The sequence below is a fragment of the Trinickia acidisoli genome, assembly GCF_017315725.1.
GTDB lineage: Bacteria > Pseudomonadota > Gammaproteobacteria > Burkholderiales > Burkholderiaceae > Trinickia > Trinickia acidisoli.
This window is the reverse complement of record NZ_JAFLRG010000001.1, coordinates 3,126,703-3,144,615: the sequence shown is the minus strand read 5'-3', so window position 1 is coordinate 3,144,615 and position 17,913 is coordinate 3,126,703. Positions and strand designations below refer to the sequence as shown.

At 66.1% G+C, this 17,913-nt stretch carries 14 protein-coding genes; 6 read left to right on the top strand and 8 right to left on the bottom strand.

Features of this window, described 5'->3' with window-relative positions:
* Positions 1–54 precede the first annotated feature (54 nt).
* Entirely contained in the window at positions 55–720 is a 666-nt protein-coding gene (locus J3485_RS14355) for a YiaD family glycine zipper/OmpA-like lipoprotein (RefSeq protein ID WP_206953525.1), read from the bottom strand.
* Between the two features lie 309 nt (positions 721–1,029).
* On the opposite strand from J3485_RS14355, the gene apbC reads away from it, so the two are divergent.
* From apbC to J3485_RS14330, 5 genes are all read left to right on the top strand, one after another.
* Positions 1,030–2,118 (top strand): iron-sulfur cluster carrier protein ApbC, encoded by a 1,089-nt coding sequence (gene apbC, locus J3485_RS14350; RefSeq protein ID WP_206953523.1) that lies wholly within the window; start codon positions 1,030–1,032, stop codon positions 2,116–2,118.
* Between the two features lie 163 nt (positions 2,119–2,281).
* Positions 2,282–2,824 (top strand): superoxide dismutase family protein, encoded by a 543-nt coding sequence (locus J3485_RS14345; protein ID WP_206953522.1) that lies wholly within the window; start codon positions 2,282–2,284, stop codon positions 2,822–2,824.
* 23 nt (positions 2,825–2,847) lie between these two features.
* Positions 2,848–3,417 carry a dCTP deaminase gene (dcd, locus tag J3485_RS14340; RefSeq protein WP_206953520.1) on the top strand — a complete coding sequence of 190 codons (570 nt, stop codon included), beginning with the start codon at positions 2,848–2,850 and terminating at the stop codon, positions 3,415–3,417.
* Between the two features lie 119 nt (positions 3,418–3,536).
* A complete protein-coding gene (locus tag J3485_RS14335) occupies positions 3,537–5,816 on the top strand; it encodes an arginine/lysine/ornithine decarboxylase (protein ID WP_206953518.1) in 2,280 nt (759 codons plus the stop codon).
* A gap of 2 nt (positions 5,817–5,818) precedes the next feature.
* Positions 5,819–6,679 carry a lysozyme inhibitor LprI family protein gene (locus J3485_RS14330; RefSeq protein ID WP_206953516.1) on the top strand — a complete coding sequence of 287 codons (861 nt, stop codon included), beginning with the start codon at positions 5,819–5,821 and terminating at the stop codon, positions 6,677–6,679.
* Between the two features lie 49 nt (positions 6,680–6,728).
* Here J3485_RS14330 and argH read toward each other — a convergent pair whose 3' ends face one another.
* The 4 genes from argH to J3485_RS14310 all read right to left on the bottom strand — a co-directional run bounded on the left by argH (position 6,729) and on the right by J3485_RS14310 (position 10,639).
* A complete protein-coding gene (argH, locus tag J3485_RS14325) occupies positions 6,729–8,132 on the bottom strand; it encodes an argininosuccinate lyase (protein WP_206953514.1) in 1,404 nt (467 codons plus the stop codon).
* A gap of 84 nt (positions 8,133–8,216) precedes the next feature.
* Positions 8,217–9,056 (bottom strand): anti-sigma factor, encoded by an 840-nt coding sequence (locus J3485_RS14320; RefSeq protein ID WP_206953512.1) that lies wholly within the window; start codon positions 9,054–9,056, stop codon positions 8,217–8,219.
* Between the two features lies 1 nt (position 9,057).
* Positions 9,058–9,648, bottom strand: a complete 591-nt coding sequence (locus J3485_RS14315) for an RNA polymerase sigma factor (RefSeq protein ID WP_206953510.1) — start codon at positions 9,646–9,648, stop codon at positions 9,058–9,060.
* Between the two features lie 112 nt (positions 9,649–9,760).
* A complete protein-coding gene (locus tag J3485_RS14310) occupies positions 9,761–10,639 on the bottom strand; it encodes a helix-turn-helix transcriptional regulator (protein ID WP_206953508.1) in 879 nt (292 codons plus the stop codon).
* Between the two features lie 227 nt (positions 10,640–10,866).
* Here J3485_RS14310 and J3485_RS14305 point away from each other — a divergent pair, with 227 nt between their 5' ends.
* Positions 10,867–11,619, top strand: coding sequence for a class I SAM-dependent methyltransferase (locus tag J3485_RS14305; RefSeq protein ID WP_206953506.1), 753 nt, complete (start codon positions 10,867–10,869; stop codon positions 11,617–11,619).
* A 42-nt stretch (positions 11,620–11,661) separates the two neighbouring features.
* Here the strand turns inward: J3485_RS14305 and J3485_RS14300 are convergent, their stop codons facing one another.
* The 3 genes from J3485_RS14300 to J3485_RS14290 all read right to left on the bottom strand — a co-directional run bounded on the left by J3485_RS14300 (position 11,662) and on the right by J3485_RS14290 (position 17,736).
* Positions 11,662–12,870, bottom strand: a complete 1,209-nt coding sequence (locus J3485_RS14300; RefSeq protein ID WP_206953504.1) for an EAL domain-containing response regulator — start codon at positions 12,868–12,870, stop codon at positions 11,662–11,664.
* A gap of 71 nt (positions 12,871–12,941) precedes the next feature.
* Complete coding sequence (locus J3485_RS14295) at positions 12,942–13,934, bottom strand: response regulator (protein ID WP_206953502.1); 993 nt, start codon at positions 13,932–13,934, stop codon at positions 12,942–12,944.
* 37 nt (positions 13,935–13,971) lie between these two features.
* Positions 13,972–17,736: a PAS domain S-box protein gene (locus J3485_RS14290; RefSeq protein WP_206953500.1), complete on the bottom strand. Its 3,765-nt coding sequence runs from the start codon at positions 17,734–17,736 to the stop codon at positions 13,972–13,974.
* Positions 17,737–17,913: the final 177 nt, after the last annotated feature.

Sequence of the window (17,913 nt, the reverse complement as noted above, 5' to 3'; positions counted from 1 at the left end):
CCAGGGGGCGCGAGGCGCTTGCCGGGCTGTGGGCGCCGGCAAGCGCCCGGGGGCTTATTGGTAAGCCGGCGCCTGGCCCGGCTGCGCCGTTGCGCGCAGATAGATTTCGACGCGACGGTTTTGCGCGCGGCCAGCTTCGGTGCCGTTATCCGCGATCGGGTTGCTCGGGCCGAACCCCTGGGCCGCCAGGCGGTTGGGCGTTACGCCATGCTGGTTCAGATAGGAGGCGACGCTTTGCGCCCGGTTGACGGACAACGTTTGATTATATGAGGCGCTGCCGGTGCTGTCGGTGTACCCGCGTACCTCGGCGATCAACTCGGGGTGCTGCTGCATTTGCGACGACAATTCGTTGAGCGTCGGGTAGAGCGCCGGGTTGATCTGGTAGCTGTTCGTCGCGAACGTCACGTTGCTTGGAATGTTCAGCTTGAGCGAGCCGTCCGGCTGCTCGGTGACCTGCGTGCCGGTGCCCTTCGATGCGCCCGACAGCTTGTTGCGAATGGCCTGCCAGTTGTAGCCGGTGACACCGCCGGCCACGGCTCCGACGCCGGCGCCGATTGCCGCGCCCTTGCCGCCGCCGAAGATGGCACCGAGCGCGGCGCCGGTGGCGGCGCCCACGCCGGTACCCACGGCCGTGTTGTTTCCTTGCTGCGTTGCGCACCCGGCGAGAAGCGAGCCGGCGATGGCGAAAACGGTGAGGCGGGTGACGATTTTTGCGTTCATGTTCGTGTCCTCTCTCGAAAACGGTCGCTCGCTCGATGCGGCGACGAAACCGGCAAGACAGATAAACCGGATAGACGCATCGGCCGCGCGGCGGCGCGAGCCACCGCTAGCCACTACAATAGTGCCTATGAGCGCCGATGCGGCACTCTCTTTGCTTGCCGCTGCGCGAAGGTGCCCGGCAGCCCATCATTTGACAATGGTACGCAACACTTTCTTTCAATTTTCTGCCGCGCGGCAGCATGTCCGGTGCCTGTCGCGCCGGGCGGCGACCCTCGCTCCGCGCGCATCTACCCCCTCGGAGTCGAATCGATGAGCATTGATCGGGCCTTGGTCGACGCCGCCCTCGCGGCCGTCACCGATCCCAACACGAACCGGCCGTTCGCGGCCGGCAAGGGCGTGAAGAACGTCGGCGTCGACGGCGTCGCCGTCAGCGTCGAGATCGTGCTCGGCTATCCGGCCAAGAGCCAATTCGACACTGCGCGCGCGGTCGTCGAGCGGGCGCTGTTGGCGGTGCCCGGCGTCGAGCGCGCCCAGGTCACGGTGTCGCAGTCGATCGTTGCGCATACGGTGCAGCCGGGCGTGAAATTGCTGCCGAAGGTGAAGAACATCGTGGCCGTGGCGTCGGGCAAGGGCGGCGTCGGCAAGAGCACGACGGCCGTCAATCTCGCGCTTGCGCTCGCGAGCGAGGGTGCGGCCGTCGGCATTCTCGACGCCGACATCTACGGGCCGTCGCTGCCGATGATGCTCGGTATCGAAGGCCGGCCCGAGTCGCCCGACGGGCAAACGATGAATCCGATGAAGGGCCACGGCATCGAAGCCAATTCGATCGGCTTTCTCGTCGAGCAGGACAACCCGATGGTCTGGCGCGGCCCGATGGCCACCTCGGCGCTCGAGCAACTGCTGCGTCAAACGAGTTGGGGCGAACTCGACTACCTGATCGTCGACATGCCGCCCGGCACGGGCGACATCCAGCTCACGCTCGCGCAGCGGGTGCCGGTCACGGGCGCCGTTATCGTCACGACGCCGCAGGACATCGCGCTCATCGACGCCAAGAAGGGGCTCAAGATGTTCGAGAAGGTCGGCGTGCCGATTCTCGGCGTGGTCGAGAACATGAGCATCCACGTCTGCTCGAACTGCGGGCACGCCGAGCACATCTTCGGCGCGGGCGGTGCCGAGCGGATGGCCAAGGACTACGGCGTCGAGATCCTCGGCAGCCTGCCGCTCGACATCGGCATCCGCGAACAGGCCGACAGCGGCCACCCAAGCGTCGTGGCGGACCCGCAGGGCCGGATTGCCGAGACGTACCGCGCCATCGCGCGCAAAGTGGCGATCCGCATCGCCGAGCGCGCGCGCGACATGAGTGCGAAATTCCCCACCATCGTCGTTCAGGACACGTGAGCGATCACGGCTATCCCTGGGCGTTCGTCGCACCGCGCAACCCCCGTAGGCGCGGTGCGCGGCCTCGATTGTGCTTGCGCGGCGCGCGTCGCGGTATCATGTCGCCTTCGCTTGAGTCCGGCTCGGCGGCGCGAAGGTCGCCGCGCGCCGGCATGAGGATCGCATGAGAGACAGAACCGGCGGGCGGCGTGCCCGCCGCCCGAGCATCGTCGTGGCCAGCCTGGTGCTGGCGAGCATGGCGCTCGGCGGCTGCGCCGCCTTCTTCGGACCCCACGAGAAACGTGCGGACGCGCAGATATTGCCGACGGTCGGCAATACGGCGCGTGGCACTGTCACGTTCATCGAGCGCGCGGACGGTGTGCAGGTGACGTACAACCTCATCGGTCTGCCGCCGAACACCGACCACGCGCTGCAAGTGCACGAGCGCGGCGACTGCAACGCGGCCGACGGCTCGAGCGCGGGCGCCGTGTTCGCTCCGGCGGCCGATCGGCTCAAAAGCGGCGTGCGGCGCGCGGGCGATCTCGGCAACATCCATGCGGACGCCACGGGCGTGGCGGCGGGCTTCGTTGTCGCGACCGACGTTTCGCTCGATGGCGTGCGCTCCATCATCGGCCGCTCGGTGCTCGTCGGGCGCGAGCCGAGCGATCCCGAATTTCCCGACCATAGCGTTGGCGCGGCACTCGCGTGCGGCGTGATCCGGCAGTAAATCCGCCTATTCAGCGTCTTTTTATGACCATCAAATCCGACAAGTGGATTCGGCGCATGGCCGCCCAGCACAACATGATCGAGCCGTTCGTGCGCGATCAGGTGCGCACCGCCGAAGACGGCCGCAAGATCGTCAGCTTCGGGACGTCGAGCTACGGCTACGACATTCGCTGCGCCGACGAATTCAAGATCTTCACGAACATCAACTCGACGATCGTCGATCCGAAGAACTTCGACGAGAAGTCGTTCGTCGATTTCAAAGGCGACGTCTGCATCATCCCGCCGAATTCGTTCGCGCTCGCGCGCACGGTCGAATATTTCCGCATTCCGCGCAACGTGCTGACCGTCTGTCTCGGCAAATCGACTTACGCGCGCTGCGGGATCATCGTCAACGTGACGCCGTTCGAGCCCGAATGGGAAGGCTACGTGACGCTCGAGTTCTCGAACACGACGCCGTTGCCGGCGAAGATCTACGCGAACGAAGGCGTCGCGCAGGTGCTGTTCTTCGAGAGCGACGAAGTGTGCGAAGTGTCGTACGCCGATCGCGGCGGGAAGTATCAAGGGCAGCACGGCGTCACGCTGCCGAAGACGTAGCGTTCGCCTCCGTCATACAACGGACGCGTAGCGCGTAGAAACTTGGCAGTTTCGGCGGCCGCTGGCACGAGGGATGCATTCACCCCGTGCCCGCGGTCCTTGTTTTTGGAGAATCGTCCATGAAGTTTCGTTTCCCCGTCGTCATCATCGACGAAGATTTCCGCTCCGAGAACATTTCGGGATCGGGCATTCGCGCGCTCGCGGAAGCGATCGAAGGGGAGGGCGTGGAAGTGCTCGGCCTGACGAGCTACGGCGACCTGACCTCGTTCGCACAGCAATCGAGCCGTGCGTCTTGCTTCATTTTGTCGCTTGACGACGACGAGCTCATGCTCGGCGAAACGGGACCGGACGGCGAGCTGCCCGAACTGGCCACGGCCATTCTCGAGTTGCGTGCGTTCGTCGCGGAAGTACGCCGGCGCAACGCGGACATTCCGATCTTCCTGTACGGGGAGACGCGCACGTCGCGCCACTTGCCGAACGACATCCTGCGCGAACTGCACGGCTTCATTCACATGTTCGAGGACACGCCCGAGTTCGTTGCGCGTCATATCGTGCGCGAAGCGAAAGTCTACCTCGATTCGCTCTCGCCGCCGTTCTTCAAAGAACTCGTCAAATACGCCGACGAAGGCTCGTACTCGTGGCACTGCCCCGGCCATTCGGGCGGCGTCGCGTTCCTGAAAAGCCCGCTCGGGCAGATGTTTCATCAGTTCTTCGGCGAGAACATGCTGCGCGCCGACGTGTGCAACGCCGTCGACGAACTGGGTCAACTGCTCGATCACATCGGCCCCGTGGCTGCATCCGAGCGCAACGCCGCGCGCATCTTCAGCGCCGATCATTTGTTTTTCGTGACGAACGGCACCTCGACTTCGAACAAGATCGTCTGGCATGCGACGGTCGCGCCGGGCGATATCGTCGTCGTCGACCGCAATTGCCACAAGTCGATCCTGCACGCGATTACGATGACGGGTGCGATCCCGGTGTTTCTCACGCCGACGCGCAACAACTTCGGCATCATCGGCCCGATTCCGCGCGACGAGTTCAAGCCCGAGAACATTCGCAAGAAGATTTTAGCGAACCCGTTCGCGCGCGAGGCGCTCGAAAAGAATCCGAACCTGAAGCCGCGCATCCTCACGATCACGCAGAGTACGTACGACGGCGTCGTCTACAACGTGGAGATGATCAAGGAATTGCTCGGCGATTTCCTCGACACGTTGCACTTCGACGAAGCGTGGCTGCCGCACGCCGAGTTTCATCCGTTCTACCAGGACATGCACGCGATCGGCGCGGGGCGTCCGCGCACGGGCGCGCTCGTGTTCGCGACGCATTCGACGCACAAGCTCTTGGCCGGCATTTCGCAGGCGTCGCAAATCGTGGTGCAAGACTCCGAGCACCGCGTGTTCGATCGGCACCGTTTCAACGAAGCGTATTTGATGCATACGTCGACGAGCCCGCAGTACGCGATCATCGCCTCGTGCGACGTCGCGGCCGCGATGATGGAGCCGCCGGGCGGCACGGCGCTCGTCGAGGAATCGATCGCCGAGGCGCTCGATTTTCGCCGCGCGATGCGCAAGGTCGACGCCGAGTACGGCGAGGACTGGTTCTTCCAAGTGTGGGGGCCCGAGGCACTGGCCGACGAAGGCATCGGGTCGCGCGACGACTGGATCTTGCGCGCCGAGGATCAATGGCACGGCTTCGGTTCGCTGGCTGCCGGCTTCAACATGCTCGATCCGATCAAGGCGACGATCGTCACGCCGGGGCTGGACATGGCGGGCGACTTCGGCGAAACGGGCATTCCGGCTGCGATCGTCACGAAGTATCTGTCCGAGCACGGCATCATCGTCGAAAAAACCGGCCTCTATTCGTTCTTCATCATGTTCACCATCGGCATCACGAAGGGCCGTTGGAACTCGATGGTGACCGAACTGCAGCAGTTCAAGGACGATTACGACACGAACCAGCCGCTCTGGCGCGTGCTGCCCGAATTCGTCGCGCAGCATCCGGCCTACGAGCGCATGGGCCTGCGCGATTTGTGCCAGGCGATCCATAGCGTCTATCGCGCGAACGACATCGCGCGGCTGACGACGGAAATGTATTTGTCGAACATGGAGCCTGCGATGAAGCCGTCCGACGCATTCGCGAAGCTCGCGCACCGCGAGATCGACCGCGTGCCGATCGACGAACTCGAGGGGCGCGTCACGAGCATCCTGCTGACGCCGTATCCGCCCGGCATTCCGCTGTTGATTCCGGGTGAGCGCTTCAATAGGACGATCGTCAACTATCTGCGGTTTGCGCGCGAGTTCAACGAGCGCTTCCCGGGTTTCTCGACGGATATTCACGGCCTCGTGGCGGAAACGGTCAACGGGCGCACCGAGTATTTCGTCGATTGCGTGCGCGTTTGACGATGTCGAAGTCGAAGCTTCCTTTCGGCGTGCTCGTGGCTTCGGTCGCGTGGGGCGCCCTATTGGTCGCGCTGTCTACCGCGCCGTTCGCGGCGCATGCTGAAGCCGCGCGGGCCGATCCGATCGACACGGCCATGCAAGACTGTTCGGCGCGAGCGGATCGCTCGTCGACAACCGGACAGGTGCAGTGCATCGATGCCGCGCGCGGGGCGTGGCGAGGCGTGATCGACGGCGCGATGCGCTCGATCGCAGCCAACGCGCCCGACGACGACCGGCGCAAGTGGGCTGAAAGCCAGGAGCGCTGGCTCGCCTGGCGCAAGGAAGAGGTGCCGCTCATGGGCGCTGTGTTCGACACGACGCACGGTGGCACCTATTCGATCACGCAGGCGAACGTGCTGCTGCAATCGGTGCGCGATCGCGCGCTTGCGCTGCGGCGTATCGCAGCGCGATTTGCGCCGCCGGCACCCGCGGCGCCCGTGCCCGCGACGTCGGCCGCGTCCGCTTCGACTTCATCTTCGGGGGCGGGGGCGAGCGTTGTACCGGATGCGCCCGCGGCGTCGAGCCCCGCCGCCCCGCCGCGCGCGCAGCAAAGCGACGATGCGCGAACACACGACGAGCCTATGCGGTCGTGCAACCTCGATGCGGCATGCGAGCACGCGCAGTTCGACCTGCGGCGCTACGAGCGCTCGCTGCGCGACAAACTGTCCTCGCGCGCTCGGCCCGCGCTCGTGCGCGCGCAGCGCGCTTGGTGGGCCTACTTCGACGCCACCTCGCCGCTCGGTACCGAAGCCGAACGCGCGGATCTGATCGGCGAGCGCGTTGCGACGATCAAGCGCTTGTCGGAGACGGTCGGGAGCGATTGACGGCTGACGGCGCGGCGGCGACGGCGCGGCTCGCCGCCGCGCGCTGCGCTCAAAGCGTCTTACGTGCCGCCTGCGCGGCGGCGCGCACTTGGCTCGGCGCCGTGCCGCCCGGGTGATTGCGGCTGGCTACCGAGCCTTCGAGCGTCAGATAGTCGAATACGTCTTCGCCGATCAGGTGCGCCACGTTCGGTAGTTCGCCGCGCATTTCGTCGAGCGTGAGGTCGGCCAGATCGCAGCCGCGGTCGACGCAGATGCGCACCGCGTGTGCGACGGCTTCGTGCGCGTCGCGAAACGGCAGGCCGCGCTTGACGAGATAGTCGGCCAAATCGGTCGCCGTCGAGAATCCTTGCAGCGCCGCGGCGCGCATCGCCTCGGGCTTCACGGTGATGCCGGCCACCAGTTCGGCGAAGATGCGCAGCGTATCGGCAACGGTGTCGACCGTATCGAACAGCGGCTCTTTGTCTTCCTGATTGTCTTTGTTGTAGGCGAGCGGCTGGCCCTTCATCAACGTCAGGAGCGCCACCAGATGGCCGTTCACGCGCCCCGTCTTGCCGCGCGCGAGCTCGGGCACGTCGGGGTTCTTCTTCTGCGGCATGATCGACGAGCCCGTGCAGAAGCGGTCGGCCAAATCGATGAAGCCCACGCGCGGGCTCATCCAGAGCACGAGCTCTTCGGACAGACGCGAGACGTGCGTCATGACGAGCGCCGCCGCCGCCGTGAATTCGATCGCGAAGTCGCGGTCGGAAACGGCGTCGAGCGAATTCGCGCAGATGTCATCGAAGCCGAGTGTCTTCGCCACCGCATGGCGATCGATCGGATAGCTCGTGCCGGCAAGCGCCGCCGCGCCGAGCGGCAGGCGATTGAGGCGGGCGCGGCAATCGCGCATGCGCTCGTCGTCGCGGCCGAACATCTCGACGTAGGCGAGCAGATGATGGCCGAACGTGACGGGCTGCGCGACTTGCAGATGCGTGAAGCCCGGCATGATCGTTTCGGCGTGCTGCTCGGCCAGATCGATCAGGGCCGTGCGCAGATCCTTGATGAGACCTTTGACGCGGTCGATTTCGCCGCGCAGCCACAGGCGGATGTCGGTGGCGACTTGATCGTTGCGCGAGCGGCCCGTGTGCAGACGCTTGCCGGCATCGCCGATCAGCGCGGTCAAGCGCGCCTCGATGTTCAGATGGACGTCTTCGAGATCGAGTTGCCAGACGAACTCGCCGCGCTCGATTTCACCCTTGATCTGCGCCATGCCGCGCTCGATCGCGTCGAGATCGCCGGTGCCGATGATCTTTTGCGCGGCTAGCATCTTGGCGTGCGCGAGCGAGCCTTCGATGTCGACGAGCGCCATGCGCTTGTCGAAGAACACCGACGACGTATAGCGCTTGACGAGCTCCGACATCGGCTCCGAGAAGCGAGCCGACCAGGCTTCGCCTTTTTTGTGCAGTTGAGACGTCATGATGATGGGCGGTGAGAAGGTGCGCCGAAGCGGCGGGAAGCCGTCGATTTTATCACCGCCGCCCGGCCGGCCGCCGCCGGCGGTTCACGCCGTTGCCATCAGCGAGCCTTCGGCGACGACGGGACCGCTCGGGCCGTCCGTGCGCCGCGAGCCGCCCATGGGCTCGACCGAGACGGCCAGCTTCACGTAGGCGTTCATGCCGTGCACTTTCATCGCGACGATTTCGCCGGCGGGCAGCATGCCGAGCGACACCATCTTGCCGTCGCGCATCACGCCCCAGAGCTCTTCGCTCCTGCCGGGCGGCGGCGCGTTGCCGCCGCTCATGCGGTGCACGCTCGCCATGGCGTTCTTGTCGTCCCACATCACGAATGCCATCGTCGGGCTCTTCGGCTGATCGGGCGGCACGAGTGCCGCGACGTACGCCACGCGCTCGATCTTCGCCCCGCTCGGGGGCGCCGTTTGTGCCGTTTGCGCGGCTTGCTCGGCCGGCGCTCCTTCGGGAGCGAACGGCCGCAGCGTCACCGCGAGCGCGATCACCGCGGCGAACGCGAGGCCCGTGGCGCCGATCGACCAGCCACGCCAGAACGCGAGCGACTCGAACCAGCGCGCGCGGGCTCGACCGAATGCGATGCGCGCGGGGGAAGCCTGTGGCGCCACGCGTGCCGGGGCCGCTGCGGCGCGCGCCGCCGCAGCGAGTCCGAGTTGACGCTCGACGCCTTCCCACGTGCTCGCCGGCGGCGCGACGCTGGGCGCGAGTTCGGTCATCGCCCCGATGCGCGCTTGCCAGCCTTCGATGGCTTCGCGCACCCGGCTGTCTTGTCGGGCCAGCGCTTCGAAGCGCTGGCGCGCGCCGCCGCGCAATACGCCGAGCGCGTATTCTCCGGCTAAGCGATCGATGAGATCGGGATTCCGGTGCAAGTTCATCTCACTGGCCCCCCATGCAAATCTTCAGTTTTTCAAGCCCGCGCCGCACCCACGACTTGACCGTGCCGAGCGGCACCGAGAGCTGTTCCGCGATCTCGCTGTGGCTCTGATCGCGCAGATAGGCAAGCGCGACGGCCTGCCGCTGGCTCGCATCGAGCCGCGAGAGGCAGATCTCGAGCTGCTTCGCTTGTTCGGACAAAAGCGCCGAATCGGCCGGATCGCGCTCGTTGCCCGCAAGGACTTCGTCGAGCGAGTCGTTCCATTCGGTCGTGAGCGACGAACCGTCGGACGCGACGGCCTTTTGCCGGCGCAGACAGTCGAGCGCGCGGTTGCGCACGATCGCCGCCATCCACGTGAGCGGAGCCGCGAGCGCCTCGCGGTAATCGCCCGCATAGCGCCAAACATTGACGAACGATTCTTGCAAGGCTTCCTCCGCCCATTCGCGTCTCACCAATATACGTAGCGCGACGCCAAACAGTTTCGCACTGGTGAGTTCGTACAGCGTGCGCAGCGCGGCCGGGTCTTGCGCCGCGACGCGCGCGAGCAGAGCCGCGAGTACCGGCGGTGTGGGTTCGTTGGGTAATGTGGTCATAGGGCGGCGTGGCGGCCGTCGTGGACGTTGGGCGCTATCTTACCGCCTGCGAGGGCGGTTATCGAAGGCGAGCTGCTTTCGTCAGGACAATCGTCCCGGTTCGGGTTCATGCTCACGCTCGCACGAGCACGACGAGCAGCAAATCCTCGCGATGGGCGGGTCGCAGCGTGATTTGGTCGTAGACGACGCGTCCGTGCCGCGGATGGTCGAACGCGCGTGTGCCGCCTTCTCGCTCGCCGACGTCCTGCGATGCCCAAAACCGCCCGAACGCCTCGCTTTCCGAGGCGAGCGCGTCAATGAGCGCGCGCGTGGGGCCGTCGCTCAGATGACGGATCGAATCGGCGCGAAATTCGGCGACGAGGCGGCGCGCGCGCGTTTCCCAATCGACGATGAACGTGCGCGCGGCCGGTTCGATGAACGTGAAGCGCAGCAGATTGCGCTCGTGCGCCGGATCGGGCGGCGCATCGAGCCAGCCTGCGAACAGCTCGGCCGCGTGGGTGTTCCAGGCGAGCGCATTCCATTGCCGATCGAGCACGTAGGCGGGTGCATCGACGAGGCCGACCGTTGCGATCAGCGCGGCGGGTGCATCGTTCGAGGCCGGCGTGGGCTCGGCCGGGTCGCGCTCGCCCGCGAGTTCGAACAGGTACACACGTTCCGCGCGCGAGAGCCGCAGCGCGACGGCAATGCGCGCGAGCGCGTCGGACGAGGCCGATACCGAACGCCCTTGCTCGATCCAGGTGTACCAGGTCGGGCTCACGCCGCACATCTGAGCGACTTCCTCTCTGCGCAGCCCCGGCGTGCGGCGCCGCGGGCCTGGCGGCAATCCCACGGCCTGCGGCGTGAGCCGCTCGCGATGCGCGCGAATGAACTCGCCCAGGGCGCGGGCGGGACTCGCTTCGAGCGGCGCGGCGCTCGCCGGCGAAGCGTCGGACGGGGCCGAGGTGGCGCGATGCGCGATTGCGGATGGGCGGGACGACTCAGCGGTGGTCATGATGGACGGTTCAATAGACGAAACGGGCGAATCGAGCGGATGCAATTCGAAGCCGGGTAAATTCTATACCAGGATATTTGCTTGGCTTGTACCGGTACCCGGCTGGTCATATTGTAGCGGTACGCGTCGCCGAGAGGCCCTTGTCGCCGACCGAACGACGCCGTGCCCGCCGGCTTGCCGGCTTCGCTTCCCGCTTTTCCACTTCCTGCCGCCCAAGGAGCGTACCGATGAAACATCACGACCAGGTTGCCGACGCGTTCGGCTCGACCGCCGCCGCTTATTTGACGAGTCAAGTTCACGCGAGCGGCGCCGATCTGGGGACGCTGGCCGCCGCGATCGCATCGACGCCCGCTGCCGACGTGCTCGACATGGGTTGCGGCGCGGGCCATGCGAGTTTCGCCGCCGCGCCGCACGCGCGCTCGGTGGTCGCGTACGACATTGCCGAGCCGATGCTCGCGACGGTGGCAGCCGCCGCGCGTGAGCGCGGCTTGGCCAATATCCGCACGGAGCAGGGCGCGGCCGAACGGTTGCCGTTCGCCGGCGCATCGTTCGATTGGGTCATAAGCCGCATGAGCGCACACCACTGGCACGACGTGCCGCATGCGCTCGCCGAAGTGCGCCGCGTGCTGAAACCAGGCGGCCGCGTGCTGTTCATCGACGTGGCCGGCATCGACCATCCGTTGCTCGATACGCATTTGCAGGCCGTTGAAGTGCTGCGCGACGGCTCGCACGTGCGCAACTATCGCGCGGACGAATGGCTTGGGTTTTTTACGGCGGCGGGGTTTGCGGCAGACGTGCGCGAACGTTGGCGTTTGCCGATCGAGTTCGCGTCGTGGGTTGCGCGCATGCGTACGCCGGATGAGCGCGTGCAAGCGATCCGCTCGCTGTGGGAGCGCGCGCCCGACGAAGTGCGGGCGTACTTCGACGTGAAGCCCGACGGATCGTTCATGCTCGATGCCCTGATGATCGAGGCGCGCTGAGTGGCCTGTCGTGTGCGACGAAGGGGCCCCTTCGCGTCGCCCTCATCGCGCGAGCGCCGCATAGCGCGCCGCCCACGTCCGTGCCCATTGCGGCAAGGCCTCCGCGCTCATCGGCGCGCCGACGAACTTGCCTTGCGCGACTTCGCACGAGAGCTCGCGCAGCACGTTCCAGTCTTCGAGATCGTCGATGCCTTGTGCGATCGTGCGCATGTTCAATTGGCGCGCAAGCAGCAGGCTGGCCTTGACGATGGCATTGAGCGACGCATCGCGGCTTGCGCCGTGCACGAAGCTGCCGTCGAGCTTGAGTTCGTCGAACGGCACGTCGCGCAAATGTGCGAGCGACGATTGCCCGGTGCCGAAATCGTCGATGAGCAGGCTGATGCGCTTCAAGCGCAGCCGCGTGAGCACGTCGAGCGAGACGAGCCGGTCGCGCGTCATGCGCGTTTCGTTGATTTCGAGCACGAGGCGCGACAGCGGAAATTGGGCCCGCGCGGCCGCTTCGACGATGAAATCGGGAAAGTCGAGCGCGGCCAGATCGTCCATCGACAAATTGATGCCGACGCGAAAGTCGTCGCCCAGGTGCTGCCATTGTCGTGCTTGCTCCAGCGTGGACGGCAGCATCGAGCGCGTCAGATCGTTTAGGACGCCGTAATACTGCAAGCCGTTCAAAAGACGATCGGCCGGCACGAGCCCGTCGCGCGGATGCTGCCAGCCGATCAGCGCCTCCACGCCCGTCACCTCGCCGGTTGCGAATGCCACCTGCGGCTGATAGCAGGTAACGAGCTGACCGGCCGCGATTGCGTTGCGCAGCGCCTCGGGCGGATACGCGTCTTGCGGCACGCTTGCGCACATGGCCGGCGCCGCGCCATGCAAGCGCTGCTGCAACTGCTCGCGCGTGGCCGGCTTCGCGAGCGATCCAAGCACTCGCAAGCCGCGCGAGTAAGCGAGTTTTTCGGCGCTGTTCAGCACGCGTGCGTCTTCGCCGCTGACGAGCACGACCTGTCCGTCATAGCCGCGCTGCACGAGCTGACGCAGGAACTCGACGCCGTCCATGCCCGGCATCTGCAGATCGGTGAAGACGACGTCGACGTCATGATCTTCGCGCTCGAGCACCGCGAGCGCGTCTTGCGCGTGCTCGTACGAGAGCACGTCCTCATAGCCGAGCGCGGTGAGCTGGCGCACGAGCACTTTGAGGACGAACGGCTCGTCGTCGACGACGAGGATCTTGCGGGGGCGTGCGCTTGGCTCCATGTTCTATCCCCCTTGCCGCTGGTTGCACGCGTTGACTGACATTGATCGTCCTTGGCTCGCGGGCTGCGGGTCTACGAGTTCGCCAAGGCCGGCAGAAACAGGCGCAGCTTTTCATGCAGCGTGTTCTTGTCGAACGGCTTGACGAGAAAGTCGGCGGCGCCGGCCTTCAGGCTGTCGACCACGACGTTGCGCTCGCTGTGGCCCGTCACCATGAGGATCGGCACGTGCCCGAATTGTCCGATCGACTTGATCTTGCGCGTCGCCTCGACGCCGCTCGTATCGGGCAGCCCAATGTCCATCAGCACGAGGTCGGGCTTGTGCTCCCACATCTGTTCGAGCGCTTGCGCGCCGCTACCGGCAAAGAGCACGTCGATGTCGAGCCCGTTCATCAAGCGGCCGATCAGCTTTTGTTGAAACTCGTCGTCTTCGACGATGAGCACGGCCAAGCGTTGCGCAGCGCTTGCCGCCGCCTTCGCCGCCGAGAGATGAGTGTTCCCGCCGGCGTATTCGGCCTGCGCGGCGCCGGCCGCGGCGCCGACGAACACGGTGTCCGTCTCGGCCTCGACGCGCGCGGCGCGCGGCGGGCGCGGTGCGTGCACGCCCTCGGGTGCCGCGCGCGGTGCGACGTCGCCCGCTTGCGCGTTGGCCGTCATGATCCGCAGCGCCTGATGCACCGACATGCGCAGGCGCGGCGCGTCGTTGGTCGCGGGCCAAAACAAGACGTAATCGTCGAAGTGCCCTTTGCTGCAGAGGTCATAGACGGTCCACACGTCATTCTTGTTGCACAGGACGACGACGCGGTGCCGCGTCTCGTGCACGACCGTGCTGAGCCGGTAGAGGCCGATGTAGTAGCGCTGCGCCGCCTCGAGCGTATCGAACGCGAGTACGAGCACGGTAGGGCGGTGCGCCTCGAAGTCCTCCACGGCGAACTCGGGCTTCGTCGATAGCCGCACGTTGTGGAATTCGTCCTGCAGCAGTTTGCCGACGAGTTCGGCATCGGCCACCGATTGGCTCGCGACGAGCACCGCCGCGCGCTTGGGAGTCAGATCGGTTAGTTCCATCATGATGGATCCCTGGGTTGATCTCGGGTTCGATCCCTAGTCATTTCGATTCCACGGCCAGTAGCTGTTCGAGCGATTGCTCGACGCAGGCCAGCGCCGAGTCGAACTGCTTGGCCCAATTGGCCAGCAGGGCGAGGTCGCCGGCCTTGCCGGCGTTTTCGAGTTCGGCGCACAAATCGCCGAGCGTGAGCGCGCCGACCGAGCGCGATGAAGACTTGAGTTTGTGCGCGATCGCGCCGGCTTCCCGGCCACGGCCCGCCTCGCAATGTGCGCGCAGTTCGGCGGCAAGCCGTCCAACCGATTGCCGATAGTCGGAGAGCAGCTCGCGCACGGTGTCAGGGTCGTCGCCGACGATGCCTTTGAGCACGTCGATGTCGACCGCGTCCGCACGCGGCGGCGGCGGCGCGGCGGGAGCCGGTTCGGATGCGGCGCGGCTCTCGTGCAGGGGGAAATGCGAATCGAGCACGGCCTGCAGGCGGGCGAGCTGCAGCGGTTTGGTCAGATAGCCGTCCATACCGACCGCCTTGGCGCGCGCCGCTTCACCTTGCACGGCGTTCGCCGTCAGCGCGACGATCGGCAGGCGCGTGCCCGGCGCTTCCTCGCGACGGATCGTTTCGACGAGCTCATAGCCGTCCATCTCGGGCATGTGCAGGTCGGTCAGCAGCAAGGCGTACCGGTTGGCGCGCCAGAGGGCGAGTGCTTCACGGCCGTCGCCGGCGATTTCGGCAACGTGGCCGAGCAGCCCGAGCTGACGCAGAATCACCTTCTGATTGATCGCATCGTCTTCGGCGACGAGAATCAGGCGGCCCCGTTCGCGGGCTTGTGCGATCGAAGGCGCCGGGCCGGCCGAGCCTAGCGCAGTCCCTCCGATCCGTTGCATATCGCGTGCCCCGGCGTTCGCATGGGCGTGTGCGCGGCCGACATCGCCGGCCGGCTCGCCGATGTCGAACGGCAGGCTCACGGTGAACGTCGAGCCCACGTCCGGCTCGCTTTGCGCCGATACGTCGCCGCCCATCAGCTCGCACAGCCGCCGGCAGATCGCGAGGCCCAGCCCGGTTCCGCCGAAGCGGCGCGTCGTCGACGCCTCGGCTTGCGTAAACGGTTTGAACAGCTTCGGCAACGTCTCGGCCGACATGCCGATGCCGTTGTCGGTCACGTTGAAGCGGATCTGCACGCGGCCCGGTCCCGACGGATGCGGTGTCGCCTCGACGCCGACGTCGACGAGCCCCGGCTTGCCGGGGCGTCCGCCCGAGAACTTGATCGCGTTGCCCACGAGGTTGTAGAGCACTTGCCGCAGCCGCGTGTCGTCGGACAGGACCGCCTGCGGCAGGTCCGGCGAAATCGACTTCGCGAGCTTGACGCCGGCGCGCTCGGCCACGGGCGTCAGCGATTGACAGAGCCCGTCGACGAGATGCGAGATCGAAAGCGGGACGCGTTCGATATGGAGCCGGCCCGCCTCGATCTTGGAGAAATCGAGAATGTCGTCGATCAGCGTGAGCAGCGCGTTGGCCGATTCGCGGATCGTCGCGACCATGTCGCCTTGATCGTACGACAGCGGCGTTTGCGACAGCACCTCGATCATGCCGATGACGCCGTTCATCGGCGTGCGGATCTCGTGGCTCATCGTGGCGAGGAACGCGCTCTTCGTGCGCGAGGCCGCTTCGGCGTCGGCGCGGGCCTGCTCGAGCTGTTGCGTGGCGCGGCGGCTTTCGGTCACGTCGCGCGCAGTCGCATAGACGAGCCCTTCGAGCTGGATCGCCTTCCACGACAGCCAACGTGTGCTGCCGTCCTTGCACACGTAGCGGTTCTCGAATTGATCGATCGGCTCGCCGGGGCGGCGGCTTTCGATGACGTCCATCGTCCGCGCGCGGTCGCTCGGATGGACGAATTCGATGAACGGGCGCGAGAGCAGCTCGTCGGCCGACCAACCGAGCACCTTGGTGAATGCCGGGTTCACGCGCTTGAACCGGCCGGTCGGATCGGCCAGACACGTCAGATCGAGCGACAGGTCGAACAGGCGGTCGCGCTGCGTTTCGGCTTCTTTTCTGTTCGTGATGTCCTGCAACATGACGAGCGCGCCGCGCACGCCGTCGAGTTCGTAGGGCACGGCCGTCATTTCGCCGATGAAGGCACTGCCGTCGAGCCGCAACCACTTGGCCTCGCGCGCCGGGGTAGCCGTGTAGCGGCGCAGCAGGCGGCCGATGCGCTCCTCGAGCACTTCGCGATGCTCCGCGTGCACGAACTCGACGATCGACAGCCCGCGAATCTGGGCGGCCGAATACGCTCCGAGCATCTCCAACGCCTTCGGATTGGCGAACGCGATCGTGAATTCCTGAATGAGAAAGACCGCGTACGGCGAGAGTTCGATCAGTTGGCGATAGCGCGCCTCGCTTTGCATCAGCGCCTGCTCGTTCGCATGCTCGTGGCTCACGTCGCGAATGAGAGCGACGACGCCGCGCGAATCGGCGCCGCGCCGCTCCACGCGCATTTCGTAGACATTGTCGAACGGCGTGTCGAGATGAAATACGGCGCTCGCCGAATGCTCGAGTGCGGTGCCTGCGAGCATCGCCGCGAAGCGGGCCGCTTTGTCGTCGCGATCCGCGCCGCGGTCGTTGCGGAAGAACGCTTGCGCCACCCGCTCGGGCGCGGCGGTCGCGATTTCGTCGCCGCGCCAGCCGAGCAGCTCGATCAGGCGCGGATTGTGGCCGTCGATCCGGCCGTCGGCCGAAAAGCCCAGCGCGGCATCGGGGATCGCCTTGAACAGCGCATCGGCGCGCGTGGCTTCGACGATCTTGCGGGCATGCGCTTCGCGTTCGCGCTCCGATGCGGCCTGCAGGCGGCGGAACAGTCGCCCGTGGTGCGCCTCGGCCACGAGAATCAGCCCCGTGAGGACGACGCCCGCGATGAAGAGCGCGAGCGCGCGCAGGCGAAACGCCGATAGGAAGTCCGGGTTGGAGATGCCCACCAGCACGACGAGCCGATCGTCGGGGAGCGTTTCGTAGCTAATGGTGCGCCGGATGCCGTCGACCCAGTTCACCGCGTCGAAGTGTCCGCGCGGGCCTTGCGCCAGGGCGATGCGAAGCGGTGCGCTGGCGGGCAAGGTGCGGCCGTCGACGTCGTCGCGACTGCCGCTGCGGCGGGCGCGCACAACGAAGTCGTCTGCGCCGACCACCGATACGAGGCCGTCGTGGCCGGCATGCAGCGCATCGTAAAGTTCGGTCAAGCGCGAAGACGGCATCGAGATGACGATGACGCCGAGGAAGCGGCCCTGCGCGTCATCGATGCGCCGCGAGAGTTCGATCGACGCGCTCCCGTTCGCACTTTCCCTCGCGCGTCCGGTCGCCGGGCTGCCGATGAACAGCCGCGTGCTCGGATCGTCGATATGGACGCGAAACGACTTGCGATCGGAGAGGTTGGTCGGCTGGAAATTCGGGATCGTCGAGGCGCGCAAGATCCCGTGCTGATCGATGACGGCAACGAAGGTGAAGATGCCGAGGTCGAGCAGCCCCGAATGAACGTCATCGCCGAGCGGCAGCGCGACGCCCTCGCGACGCACTTGCCACGCGACGACCGCGGCGAGCTGGTCCGCTTCGCGCATGACGCGCGACGTATGCGCGGCGAGCGCTTCGGTGAGCGTGTCGGCTTGCAAACGCGCGTTCGTCAATTCCGTCTTCGCATCCCAAGTCGAAAACCCGACGAGCGCGATCCAAAGCGCCAAGATCAATCCGAACGCCGCCGCGTGATTGGCACGCAACGGGCGCGGGATGGAGACCGGCGATCGAAAGAGACGCGAAACGTTGACCATGTTTCAGCAGGTATTCCTTACCGGTCTACCTCATTACGCATGCTCCGCGCGCAAAAAAACGGCGTCGCGGGCAAGGGCGGCTGTCGCGCTCGCACACCTCGGATCGACCGCGTGGCGAATAAGCGACATATTAGGAACGAGAAACCGGGTCGTTCTAATTTTTTTTATCGACCGAAG